We start from the raw sequence: 10,912 nt of genomic DNA on the forward strand, positions 1-10,912 counted from the left end.
TGTGTGTGCGCTGGGTTGCGGCTGGGTTGCGATTTAGCGTGCGCCGATCACATCTGCGCAGGCCTGCTCGAAGCGCGCAAAGCCTTCGTCGAGGTCCGCTTCGGGAATGATGAGCGAGGGCGCGAAGCGCAGCACGTCCGGCCCGGCAATCAGCATCATCACGCCGCGATTCGCGGCCGCCCCGTTGAAGTCCTTGGCGCGGCCCGCAAAGCGCGCATTCAGTTCGGCGCCGATCAAGAGCCCCTTGCCGCGCACTTCCTTGAACATGTCGAAACGCTCGTTGAGTTTCGCGAGCTTGCCGCGAATCGCTTCGCCGCGTGCACGCACGCCCGCCAGCAGCGCCGGATCGCTCACGAGCTCGACCACCTTGCCCGCGAGCGCGGCGCCCAGCGGATTGCCGCCATAGGTCGTGCCGTGCACCCCCACCTTGAAGTGGGCGGCAATCGCTTCGGTCGTGAGCATCGCGCCAATCGGGAAGCCGTTGCCGAGCGCCTTGGCCGTCGTGAGGATGTCGGGCGTGACGCCCGTCTCTTCGTAGGCATAGAAGTGGCCCGTGCGGCCCACGCCCGTTTGCACTTCGTCGAAAATCAACAGCGCGCCGTGCGCATCGCACGCCTCGCGCAGCGCGCGCAGGAACGCGGGATCGGCGGGAATCACACCGCCCTCGCCCTGCACCGGCTCGACGATCACGGCGCAGGTCTGCGCGCCGATGGCGCGCGTGGCCGCTTCGATGTCGTTGTACGGCAGATGCGTGATGCCGCCCGGCACGGGGCCAAAGCCTTCCGAATACTTGGGCTGGCCGCCCACGCTCACGGTGAAGAACGTGCGGCCGTGGAACGACTGCGTGAACGAGACGATCTCGAACTTGTCGGCGCCGTGCCGATCGAAGGCCACGCGGCGTGCGAGCTTGAGCGCCGCCTCATTGGCCTCCGCGCCCGAGTTCGCGAAAAACGCGCGGTCGGCGAACGTGAGCGCTTCGAGCTGGCGCGCGAGACGCAGCACCGGCTCGTTGGTGTAGCCGTTGCCGATGTGCCAGAGCTTGCTGCCCTGCTCCTGCAGCACGCGCAGCAGCTCCGGATGCGCGTGGCCGAGCGAGGTCACGGCGATGCCGCAGGCGAAGTCGATGTAATCGCGGCCCTCGGTGTCCCACACGCGCGAGCCGACACCGCGATCCGGCACGAACGGCGCGGGCGAGAAACACGGCACCATCACTTCGTCGAAGGTCTTGCGGCTCACAGTCTGGTCGTTCATGGCGATTCCTCTATTACTCAGTGCGTGTCGAATTCGGGGTCGGTGTGCGTTCGGGCCGCGCCCTTTCGCTTAGTTGGCTTTGCATGAGACGGGACCAAGCGCTCAAGCGCCAGGTCCCGTCGACACCTGTGCAGTGTAGGCAAGCTCGCGGCAAACGTCTTGCGCAGGCGCGACGCGTTTTTTCGTACGGAACCTGCAAGTCCGCGCGTTTGCTGCGCCGCGGCCAGTTTCACTGGACTTCCGGGGGCTCCACGAGCGCGCCCGCGCGCGGCTCGGCGGCGGCTCCGCCGTGCTGGCGCTCGATCCAGTTGCGGCGATCCTCGCGCGGCGTCACGCCGAAACGCTCGCGATACGCATTCGAAAAATGCGCAGCCGACGAAAACCCGCACGCGAGACTGATCTGCACCACCGACTTGCTGGTGCGCTGCAACTGCGAGCGCGCCTTGGCAAGACGCAGGCCCAGGTAGTACTTCGACGGCATCGCGCCGAGGTACTGGCGAAAGAGCCGTTCGAGCTGACGACGCGACACACCCACGAGATTCGCGATCTCGTCGGTCGTGAGCGGGTCCTCGATATTCGCCTCCATCAGCTTGAGCGCGTCGTTCAGGCGCGGGTGCCGCTCGCCGGGCGCGGTCACGAACGGAATGCGCTGGCGCTCGTCGCCGCTGCGCAGCGTGCTCGCGCCCAGCGCGTCGGCGATGCGCTCGGCGAGTTCCGGGCCGTGGTCGCGGCCGATCATCGCGAGCATGAAGTCGAGCGTGGCCTGGCCGCCCGAGCAGGTCGCGCGGTCGCGGTCGATTTCGTAGATGTGCTGCGTGACGATGGTGCGCTCGAACTGCTCGGCGAACTGCTGGAAGGTCTCCCAGTTCGCGGCCACGCGGTAGCCCTGCAACTGCCCCGCCATCGCGAGCCACCAGATGCCATGGTGAATGCCCGTGACGAGCGGCGTGCGCTGCCCCACGCGCGCGAGACTCGCGAGGAAGAGCCGGTAGTCGGCGAACTGCTGGTAGCGCTCGGTCACGACGATGAGCCAGTCGGCCGAAACGGCGTCGCCGAACGCGCAGTCGGCGGGCCACTGCGCGCCGCCCGCGAGCGGCACAGGGCGGCCGTTCCATGAGCACATCTGCCAGCGGTACAGCGCGCGGCCGTCGATCTCGTTCGCGAGATTGAGCGCGTCGACGATCGGGCCCACGCCCGACATCGAAACCGGCGGGAGCGCGACGATCGCCACCTGGGTCGTGCGGCCGGCGCGCGCGAGCGGCGCCTGGCCCCCGGGCGCGGCGGCCGGAACTGAAGCGGAAGGAAGAGCGGCGGAACGGACCATCGGCAAGACGCGGCGCGAGACTGAACGCGCCGCTTACTTGAGACTGCCGGAGAGGAACTGACGCAAGCGATCGCTCTTCGGCGCGCCGAGCACATCGGCGGGGGCGCCCTCCTCCTCCGTGCGCCCCTGGTGCAGGAACATCACATGATTCGAGACGTTGCGCGCAAAGCCCATTTCGTGGGTGACGACGATCATCGTGCGGCCCTCTTCGGCGAGCTTTTGCATCACCTTGAGCACTTCGCCCACGAGTTCGGGGTCGAGCGCCGAAGTCGGTTCGTCGAACAGCATCACGTCGGGATGCATCGCGAGCGCGCGCGCAATCGCCACGCGCTGCTGCTGGCCGCCCGAAAGATGCGACGGATATTGCTTCTCCACGCGGGGCGCGAGGCCCACTTTCTCCAGATACTGCCGCGCGCGGTCCTCGGCTTCCTTGCGCGGCACGCCCAGCACGTGGATAGGCGCTTCCATCACGTTCTCGAGCACGTTCATGTGCGACCAGAGGTTGAAGTGCTGGAACACCATCGCGAGCTTGGTGCGGATGCGCTGCAACTGCTTGTGATCGGCCACGTCGAGGTCGCCGTTGCGGCCCGCCTTCGTGCGCACGGCCTCGCCGTCCACGACGATCTCGCCCGCGTTCGGCTTCTCGAGGAAATTGATGCAGCGCAGGAAGGTGCTCTTGCCCGAGCCGCTCGCGCCGATGATGCTGATCACGTCGCCCTTCTTCGCGTCGAGCGAGACGCCCTTGAGCACCTCGTTGTCGCCGTAGCGCTTGTGGATGTCGCGCGCGACGAGCTTGCTATCTGAGGATTGCGTCTGAGCCAAGATGGTCTCCAGTTTCCGGTGAATCAGCGGGTGCGCACGGCGAGATGGCCGAGCCAGCGTTTTTCGGCGCGGCGGAACGCGGCCACCAGCACGAACGATACCGCACAGTAGATCAGCGCCGCGAGGCCGAACGACTCGAACGAGCGGTAGGTGGCCGAGTTGGCGTCGCGCGCGACCTTGAGGATGTCGGGCACCGTCGCGGTGAAGGCCACCGTGGTCGCGTGCAGCATCAGGATCACTTCGTTACTGTACAGCGGCAGTGCGCGGCGCAGCGCCGAAGGCAGGATCACGCGCCAGTACATCGTGAACGGGCTCATGCCGTAGGCGCGAGCCGCTTCCACTTCGCCGTGGGTGGTCGCGCGAATCGCACCCGCGAAGATCTCCGTCGTGTACGCACAGGTGTTGAGCGCGAACGCGAGCACGGCGCAGTTCAGGCCGCTGCGAAAGAACGCGTCGAGCAGCGGCTCCGAACGGATGAATGCGAGACTGTACACGCCCGTGTAGATGAGCAGCAACTGCACGTAGAGCGGCGTGCCGCGAAACACGTAGGTGTAGAAGCGCACCGGCAGCGAGAGCCAGCGGCGGCTCGAGACGCGCGCCACGGCGAGCGGCACCGCGCACACGAACCCGAAGGCGACGGAGATCACGAGCAGCCACAGCGTCATCGCGAGGCCCGAGACATGCTCGCCGTCCCAGTAGAGGAACGCGCGGCCGAATTGCTGGATGATTTCGTTCATGACGGCCTTGTCCTCACAGTTGCGCGTGACGCACGCCCACCGAATAGCGGCGTTCGAGCCAGACGAGCGCGAAGTTCGAGAGCGTGGTGATCGCGAGGTAGATGAGCGCCGCGATCACGAGGAAGAAGAACAGGTTGAAGGTGCTGCGGCCCGCGTCCTGGGCGGCCTTCACGACATCGGCGAGACCGATGATCGACACGAGCGCCGTTGCCTTCACGAGCACCTGCCAGTTGTTGCCGATGCCGGGCAGCGCGAAACGCATCATCTGCGGGAAGAGGATGCGGGCGAACACGCGCGCGCCGCTCATGCCGTAGGCGTGCCCCGCTTCGAGCTGGCCGCGCGGCACCGCGAGAAACGCGCCGCGGAACGTTTCGGTGAAGTACGCGCCGTAAATGAAGCCGAGCGTGACGACGCCGGCCACGAACGGATCGATATCGATCTGCGCCATGCCGAGCGCGTCGGTGGCCTCGTTCACGCCGATCTGGATGCTGTAGAAGAGCAGCAGCATCAGCACGAGGTCGGGCACCGAGCGGATCAGCGTCGTGTAGGCGGTCGCCACGGCGGCGAGCGGCCGGTTGAACGAGAGCTTGGCCGCCGCGCCAGCCAGACCGAGCAGCACGGCCACGCCGAGCGAGAGGAGCGAAAGTTCGATGGTCTGGATCGTGCCGGCGAGCAGCACCGGGCCAAAGCCGTAAAGGATCACGCGCGTCTCCGGAACAAAGTTGTTTTGTCGTTTCGGGCGGCCTCGCGCGGCACGTGGGCGCCGCTGAAACCGATGAACTGGCGCGGATCGTCTCAGTGCAAAATGGATTGCTCAAACTCGTGCGGCGCGGATATTGCAGTGCAGCATTGCCGCGCGACGCGTCGGCGCGTGCGGATCAGGCCCGCACAGCCGCGGGCGCGATGCTTTTGAAAGGCGAAAAAAAATGCCCCGGCACGCGAGGCGCGCGGGGCATTTACGCAAGTTTGGGGTCGCTTTTTCGATAGGCGCGCGGCGTGCGCCCCGGCGACCCCAGCGGAGCTTAAGTGGCGCGCGTTTGCGTGCCGTGTGCGCTGCCCGCACGGGCATTCGCGCCAGGCAGCTTTTCGGCGAGCGCGCCAAACAGCAGGCCGATCGTGGTCCAGAGAATGAGCTGCATACCGATCGACACCGTGCGGAACTTCCACAGCAGCACGGCCGGGAACGCGGCGGGCACCTCGTTGATCGTCGGCAGCGCGAGCTGGACCGCGCCGATCACGACGACGAACAGCACGAGCGCCACGATCGACGCGTTCCAGACGCCCAGACGCGGCACGAAAGCGGCGCGCACCTTGAGCGAGAACACCGACACGGCGATCGAGATCGCGATCATCAGGAAGAAGAGCCCGGTGCGATAGCCGATCGTCTCCGGGTCGCCGACCGAGGGCGGATTCGCCGGATACTTGATGTTCGGCACCAGGTAGATCGCGACGAACGCCGCGAGCGCGAGCCAGGCCGAGAGCGCGCGCGGCGAAAGACGCCCCACGCGACCATTGGCATACGCGAAGACGAGCGCAAAGAGTCCGCCGATCGACGCGCCATAGACCATGACGCCCGTGAAGAGACCGACGCTCGCCTGGGTCTTGCGGCTGACGATTTCGGGCTCGGGCGCTTCGCCCTTCGCGGCGTCGGCTTTCTCCTCGAAGGAGATCGCCTGATCGACCTGGGGCTCGCCCGCGATCTTCGCGAAGCCGAACGTGAGAAGTCCCGCGGCGATGCCTGCGAGCATGCCGCGCACCAGCAACTTGCCAACCATGGTCAGCTCCCGGTCAGTGGCAGGGGAAGCCGAGCAGATGGCGGCCGTCGTGAACGAACTCGTGGACGTACATGCCCGGGAAGATCGACGTGGCGCCCTGCTCGGCGCCCACGAAGTACAGGGCCAGCAGCAGCATGAGGCCGCCGAAGATCGCCCAGGGCAGGATGTCTCGCAGCGCAATGGGCGCCGGCGCGGCCGGGGCGTGCTGCAAGGGGAATGAGGTTTCGGACATGCTGACTTCTCCTGGGGTTACGCGCCCCGCTAGTCGTTGAAAGAGTGGTTCACGACGCGCAGGTCTGACTTCCGTTGCTTCGATGTTTTCGACGGCAACCAGTTACAGTGGCGCGACCGCGCCGGACTTGCACCGGCTTCCGCGTGTCGTGGAGCCTGTATTCTACGCGCTGCGGCGGCCGGCCGCGGCCCGGATGTCAGCTAAAGAGTAGTGAAGCATAAGGAAAAGCATGTCGACGACAGTCTGGCTGGTGAGCCATGCGGCGAACGCTGCGCTGCGCTCGGGCACGTTCCCGCAAGCGCCTGAAGTGCCTGTTGCGGGTGAAGACGCCGAAGCAGCGCTCGACGCGCGCGCACTCGAGGCGCTTGCCGCCTGGCGCGAGCGCTGGCACGCGGGGCTGGCCGGTGGTAATCGCAATGGCGAGGCGCCGCGCGCGCTCACGAGTCCCACCGCGATCGCCCGCGCGAGCGCACGCGCGGCAGGCTTCGCGGGGGCAACGCCAGCTGAAGCGCTCGCCGAAGCCGCCTTCGGTGCATGGCAAGGCCAGCGCCTGACGGATCTCGCGCGTGAAGCGCCCGAGGCCCTTGCGGCCTGGACGCGCGATCCGGGCTTTCGGCCGCCAGGCGGCGGCGAATCGTTCGACGATGTCCGCGCGCGCGTCAGCGCCTGGCTCGATGCGGTGCCCGACTCGGGGCACAACGTGGTCGCCTTCACGCACGCGAGCGTGATCCGGGCGGCGATTCTTCACGCGCTGGGCGCGCCGTCGGAGGGGTTTCGCTCGATCGAAATCGCGCCGCTTTCCGTGACGGCCCTACGCCGCACAGAGCACGGCTGGATTTGGCTCGCGGCGATGAAGTGAGGACCGGAACGGCGCTACCGCCCTGCCCTCGCCGTCGCCGGCATTCTGGATCGGTAGCTAGAAGCGCTCTAGTCCAGCCCCAGCTGTGCCTTGATGGCCGGCATCATGTACTGCACGGCTGCGCGCCCTTCCTCGATGGCGGGCGCGGCGCGATGAAAGTCGAAGATCCCCATGCCGCCCAGGCGCGGCTGGATCAGCACGTCGGCGGGCTCGCCTGCCAGGCGGCTGCGCGTAATGCGCACCTGCATGATGTCGATGCTCTGGGCCACCGAACTCAACACGGAAGGCGCACGCGTGCTAGGCGGCGGCGCCACGCGCACGTCCGGACCGCCAGCCGCGCCGGGGCCTGCAGGCTGCAGCCAGCGCGGAAAGCGCTTGCCATTGCGGCGCAGGAGCGGTTCGGGCCCCGCTTCGCTGTTTTCGGCACCATTGGCGCCGCCGCTGGCCGCCACGGCGGCCGATGCCGCCGTCGCCGCGTCGCTCGCCTCCACGGGCAGCTCGCGCGGCATCGTGTCGATCGCACCGCCCAGGTCGCGGCCGTTGAGAATGTCGTGATTGAGGTCGATGGCGATCACGGTGTCGGCGCGCATCGCACGCGCGGCGGATACCGGCACGGGGTTGCTCAGTCCGCCGTCCACGAGCCACACGCCGTCATGCCAGATCGGCGTGAAGATGCCGGGAATCGCGATCGAAGCGCGCACGGCGTCCACCACGCCGCCTTCGCGCAGCCAGACTTCGCGTCCGGTGTCGAGTTCGGTAGCAACCGCCGTGAACGGCAGCCTCAGGTCATCGATCGAGCGGCCGTTGAACTGGTGCGCAAACAGGTCGATCACTTTGCGCCCGCCGAGCAGCCCGCCCGAAAAACGCAAGTCGAGCAGGCGCACCACTGTCTGCCAGGTCAGCTTGCCTACCCAGTCTTCAAGCCAGTCGAGATCGCCGTTCGCGTACACCGCGCCGACGAGCGCGCCAATCGACGTACCGCATACCACGTCGGGCTTGATGCCCGCTTCCTCGAGCGCGCGAATCGCGCCGATATGCGCCCAGCCGCGCGCAGCGCCACCGCCGAGCACGAGTCCGACACGCTTGGGCCGTCGCCGGTTCATCATGCGCGCCTCCTTGCGTGGCCCTGGGTCGACTGAGTCAACGCAGTCAGCGACCGCGGATCACGTCCGAGCGCGAGGTCGTCGTGACCCGCCCGTCCGGTCCGAAATGCACATTGAAATACGCTTCGGGCGTCACGCCCCCTTCCAGCCACTTCCAGCTCCACACCGTCTCCTTCTTCAAGCGGTAGCCGGCCACTTGCCCGGGTTTACCGAGCAATCGCCGGACCTCGTCCTCACTCATGCCGACGCGGATCTTCGCGAAGTTTTCCGCAGTAAGCGCCTGAGTAATGGCCACGAGCCGCCCGTTCGGACCGATGTCGACCATCCAGGTCTTGAGGCCCTGCGGGCCGCGCGGATATTCGAGGCGGCGCGAGCCGTCGTCGAACACGCGCTCGGTCTCGGGCTTGCCCATTTGCTCGCGCACCTGCTCGAGCGTGGAAACGCCTGGCGTGAGGCCCTTGAGCAGCAGCGCGTCGGGCTTCACGGAATCGAAGAACGCCTTGAATCCCTGCCGGATGGTATCGAGCATGGCATCGAACTGGCGATCGTCGCAGCCGGAAAGCGTGAACGCCGCCGTGGCGGCGCACGCGAGCGCGAGCGAACGCGTGAGTGAAAACGTGGGCTTCATGTCCTTGCTAACGCATCAACATGGACTTGCGTCTACGCGCGCCGATCCGGCGCGCATCGACATGCCCACAATGTACCGTCAATGGACCTGATCGTGCTGCGAGTCCCGCTTCGGGGTCGGCGCGCGTGCGGACGCGCTCGCCGCGGCGGGCAGCGCGTCAGCAGTCTGCGCGGCGGCCTGCGCGCCGTGGCGCATGGTGCGACGCGTGCGAACGATTTCCGCAGCCTGCCACGAGAGCAGCGCGAGCACGCCGAACACCACTTCGCGCATGCGCTTGACGAGCGCGAGCGAGAACGCCACGTCCTGGCTCACGCCAAACAGCTGCGCGAGCAGCACCACGGCGACTTCCTGCACGCCGAGCCCGGCGGGCACCATGAAGGCGGCATGACGCACGGCCTGGGTGATGGCTTCGATGGCGAGTGCATCGCCCACCGTCACCGGATGGCCGAGCAGCGCGAGCGCCCACCACGTCTCGAACGCGCCGAGCATGTAGCCGGCGAGCTGCCAGAAGAAAGCGCGAAACATGAGGCCCGTGCGCGACATCAGCGCGTCGAGATCGGCGTCGAGCTGCTTGCCGTCGATGCCGAGCATGAGCGGATTGTCGGCGCCGAGCAGCTTCGCGGCCCAGCGTTCGATCGCATGGAAAACGCCGCCGCGACGCACCAGCAACACGGCGAGCACGGGCAGCGGCGCCGTGAGCACGAGCGCCAGTGCGATCGTGGCGATGGTGCGCAGCGAGCCGCCGGCGCCGGTCGCCGCAACGATCAGCACGACGCCGAGCGCCGAGAACGCGTATTGCACGGCAATCGTCACGAACACCTCGACGATCACCGAAGCCGTGACCTCGCTCGCATTGCGCACCTTCCAGCGCGCGAGACGAATGCCGACGAGTTCGCCGCCCACGCCGACCACGGGCAGCAGCCGGTTCACTGCCTCGCGTACGGTCGCGGTCCACCAGAGGAAGCTCAGCGGTGCGCGCTTGTCGAGCAGGAGGCGCCACGCATGCGCGTCGAGCAGGAGCGGCAGCGCGTGGAACGGCACGAGCCAGAGCAGCATGGGGCCTGCGGTGCCGATCACGCGCAGCACATCGTGCGCGCCGTTATGGACGACGAGACCGATCAGGATGGCGATCCCGACCGGCAAGCCCAGCCATTGCAGCCACTTCATGACACCTGCACCTCGGGGCCGCGCGACGCAGCGGGATCGGAGCCCGAAGCCGCGCCGAAAAACACGTCGGTGAAGCCGCCCCGGCGCACGCCCGCTTGCGCGAGCGCTGCAGCCACGCGAGGCGAGATGAGCGCGCCGAATTCGTCGGCGTGGCGATACGTCTGCATCGACGGCGTGATGGGCCCTTCGTGCGCATCATCGGCGAGCGCCGGGTGGCAGTAGATCTCGCCCACGCCCCGCGCCGGCAGATGCGCGAGCGCGTCGAGCACGGCGGCCTCGTCCATTGCGCCCGTCTTCGCGATGCCGACCACGTAGTCGTTGTGCGCGACGCCCGCACGCGCGAGCCGCGCGCGCACGAGCGCGAGCCAGGGCTTGAGCGCGAACGGCGCGCCCGCCTCGAGCGGCAAACGCATCGCGCGCAAACCATAGTCGCGGCCGATCTCGAGAATCAACGCGAGCACCGTGGGATGCAGATGAAAATGCTTGTGCGTGTTCACGTGATCGAGCGCGAGCCCGGTCGCCGCGAACGCTTCGAACTGCGCGCGGATCTCCTTCGCGAGCTCTCTGCGCACGTGCGGCAGGAAGAAGAAGCGCACGCCGTCGCGGACCATGTTGTCGCCGAAACGCCCTTGCGCGTCGACGAGTGCGGGAATCTGCGCGCGCGGCAGCATGGCCGCACCGTCCGCCAGCACCAGATGCAGCCCGACGCGCAAACCCGGCGTGCGGCGCGCCCGTGCCACGGCGTCCGCCGCGGCGGGCGCGGCCACCATCAGGCTCGCGCAGTCCAGCACGCCCTCGCGATGCGCGCGCTCCACCGCCGCATTGACCCGCTCGTGCAGGCCGAAGTCGTCGGCGGTGAAGATGAGCGCGCGCGCATCGTGAGACGAGCGGTCCATCATGCCTCGTGTGCGCGCAGGAAGCGGAAGAACTCCACGCCTTCGCGCAGACGCCGCTTCATCATGTCCCAGCTCGTGAGCATCTCGCGCACGATCTCCCAGATCTTCGACGGCCGGA

At 67.6% G+C, this 10,912-nt stretch carries 12 protein-coding genes and 1 riboswitch; of the genes, 1 reads left to right on the top strand and 11 read right to left on the bottom strand.

The window, feature by feature from the left end; all coding sequences use genetic code 11:
• Window positions 1–33: 33 nt before the first annotated feature.
• The 7 genes from AB3X98_RS22435 to AB3X98_RS22465 all read right to left on the bottom strand — a co-directional run bounded on the left by AB3X98_RS22435 (window position 34) and on the right by AB3X98_RS22465 (window position 6,141).
• On the bottom strand, window positions 34–1,251 hold the full coding sequence (locus tag AB3X98_RS22435) for an aspartate aminotransferase family protein (RefSeq protein ID WP_342945573.1): 1,218 nt from the start codon (window positions 1,249–1,251) through the stop codon (window positions 34–36).
• A 229-nt stretch (window positions 1,252–1,480) separates the two neighbouring features.
• Window positions 1,481–2,452, bottom strand: a complete 972-nt coding sequence (locus AB3X98_RS22440; protein ID WP_368606966.1) for a GlxA family transcriptional regulator — start codon at window positions 2,450–2,452, stop codon at window positions 1,481–1,483.
• 156 nt (window positions 2,453–2,608) lie between these two features.
• Window positions 2,609–3,397 carry an ABC transporter ATP-binding protein gene (locus tag AB3X98_RS22445; RefSeq protein WP_141710848.1) on the bottom strand — a complete coding sequence of 263 codons (789 nt, stop codon included), beginning with the start codon at window positions 3,395–3,397 and terminating at the stop codon, window positions 2,609–2,611.
• 23 nt (window positions 3,398–3,420) lie between these two features.
• Entirely contained in the window at window positions 3,421–4,134 is a 714-nt protein-coding gene (locus AB3X98_RS22450) for an ABC transporter permease (protein WP_069267915.1), read from the bottom strand.
• 13 nt (window positions 4,135–4,147) lie between these two features.
• On the bottom strand, window positions 4,148–4,837 hold the full coding sequence (locus tag AB3X98_RS22455; RefSeq protein WP_028204762.1) for an ABC transporter permease: 690 nt from the start codon (window positions 4,835–4,837) through the stop codon (window positions 4,148–4,150).
• 319 nt (window positions 4,838–5,156) lie between these two features.
• Entirely contained in the window at window positions 5,157–5,909 is a 753-nt protein-coding gene (locus tag AB3X98_RS22460; RefSeq protein ID WP_368606963.1) for a CbtA family protein, read from the bottom strand.
• 13 nt (window positions 5,910–5,922) lie between these two features.
• Entirely contained in the window at window positions 5,923–6,141 is a 219-nt protein-coding gene (locus AB3X98_RS22465; RefSeq protein ID WP_069267918.1) for a CbtB domain-containing protein, read from the bottom strand.
• A gap of 39 nt (window positions 6,142–6,180) precedes the next feature.
• Window positions 6,181–6,326: riboswitch (cobalamin riboswitch) on the bottom strand.
• Between the two features lie 44 nt (window positions 6,327–6,370).
• On the opposite strand from AB3X98_RS22465, the gene AB3X98_RS22470 reads away from it, so the two are divergent.
• Window positions 6,371–7,000 (top strand): histidine phosphatase family protein, encoded by a 630-nt coding sequence (locus tag AB3X98_RS22470; RefSeq protein ID WP_368606964.1) that lies wholly within the window; start codon window positions 6,371–6,373, stop codon window positions 6,998–7,000.
• A gap of 68 nt (window positions 7,001–7,068) precedes the next feature.
• On the opposite strand, the gene AB3X98_RS22475 is transcribed toward AB3X98_RS22470, so the two are convergent.
• The 4 genes from AB3X98_RS22475 to hpnK all read right to left on the bottom strand — a co-directional run bounded on the left by AB3X98_RS22475 (window position 7,069) and on the right by hpnK (window position 10,794).
• Window positions 7,069–8,106, bottom strand: coding sequence for a patatin-like phospholipase family protein (locus tag AB3X98_RS22475; RefSeq protein WP_069267920.1), 1,038 nt, complete (start codon window positions 8,104–8,106; stop codon window positions 7,069–7,071).
• Window positions 8,107–8,149: 43 nt separating this feature from the next.
• Window positions 8,150–8,731: a hypothetical protein gene (locus AB3X98_RS22480; protein ID WP_028204757.1), complete on the bottom strand. Its 582-nt coding sequence runs from the start codon at window positions 8,729–8,731 to the stop codon at window positions 8,150–8,152.
• Window positions 8,732–8,809: 78 nt separating this feature from the next.
• The gene (locus AB3X98_RS22485) at window positions 8,810–9,898 is read right to left on the bottom strand and encodes a lysylphosphatidylglycerol synthase domain-containing protein (RefSeq protein ID WP_368606965.1); all 1,089 of its coding nucleotides are present in this window, start codon (window positions 9,896–9,898) and stop codon (window positions 8,810–8,812) included.
• Window positions 9,895–10,794 (bottom strand): hopanoid biosynthesis-associated protein HpnK, encoded by a 900-nt coding sequence (gene hpnK / locus AB3X98_RS22490; RefSeq protein WP_368606967.1) that lies wholly within the window; start codon window positions 10,792–10,794, stop codon window positions 9,895–9,897. The genes AB3X98_RS22485 and hpnK overlap by 4 nt, the downstream gene beginning before the upstream one ends.
• Between the last annotated feature and the right edge of the window lie 118 nt (window positions 10,795–10,912).

This window comes from Paraburkholderia sp. BR14312 (assembly GCF_040948675.1).
Lineage (GTDB): Bacteria > Pseudomonadota > Gammaproteobacteria > Burkholderiales > Burkholderiaceae > Paraburkholderia > Paraburkholderia nodosa_A.

Coding starts and splice junctions, on each gene's coding strand:
- AB3X98_RS22485 (WP_368606965.1), bottom strand. CDS start 9,898: ATGAAGTGGCTGCAATGGCTGGGCTTGCCGGTCGGGATCGCCATCCTG.
- AB3X98_RS22460 (WP_368606963.1), bottom strand. CDS start 5,909: ATGGTTGGCAAGTTGCTGGTGCGCGGCATGCTCGCAGGCATCGCCGCG.
- AB3X98_RS22475 (WP_069267920.1), bottom strand. CDS start 8,106: ATGATGAACCGGCGACGGCCCAAGCGTGTCGGACTCGTGCTCGGCGGT.
- AB3X98_RS22435 (WP_342945573.1), bottom strand. CDS start 1,251: ATGAACGACCAGACTGTGAGCCGCAAGACCTTCGACGAAGTGATGGTG.
- AB3X98_RS22470 (WP_368606964.1), top strand. CDS start 6,371: ATGTCGACGACAGTCTGGCTGGTGAGCCATGCGGCGAACGCTGCGCTG.
- AB3X98_RS22465 (WP_069267918.1), bottom strand. CDS start 6,141: ATGTCCGAAACCTCATTCCCCTTGCAGCACGCCCCGGCCGCGCCGGCG.
- hpnK (WP_368606967.1), bottom strand. CDS start 10,794: ATGGACCGCTCGTCTCACGATGCGCGCGCGCTCATCTTCACCGCCGAC.
- AB3X98_RS22440 (WP_368606966.1), bottom strand. CDS start 2,452: ATGTCGGGCGTGGGCCCGATCGTCGACGCGCTCAATCTCGCGAACGAG.
- AB3X98_RS22480 (WP_028204757.1), bottom strand. CDS start 8,731: ATGAAGCCCACGTTTTCACTCACGCGTTCGCTCGCGCTCGCGTGCGCC.
- AB3X98_RS22450 (WP_069267915.1), bottom strand. CDS start 4,134: ATGAACGAAATCATCCAGCAATTCGGCCGCGCGTTCCTCTACTGGGAC.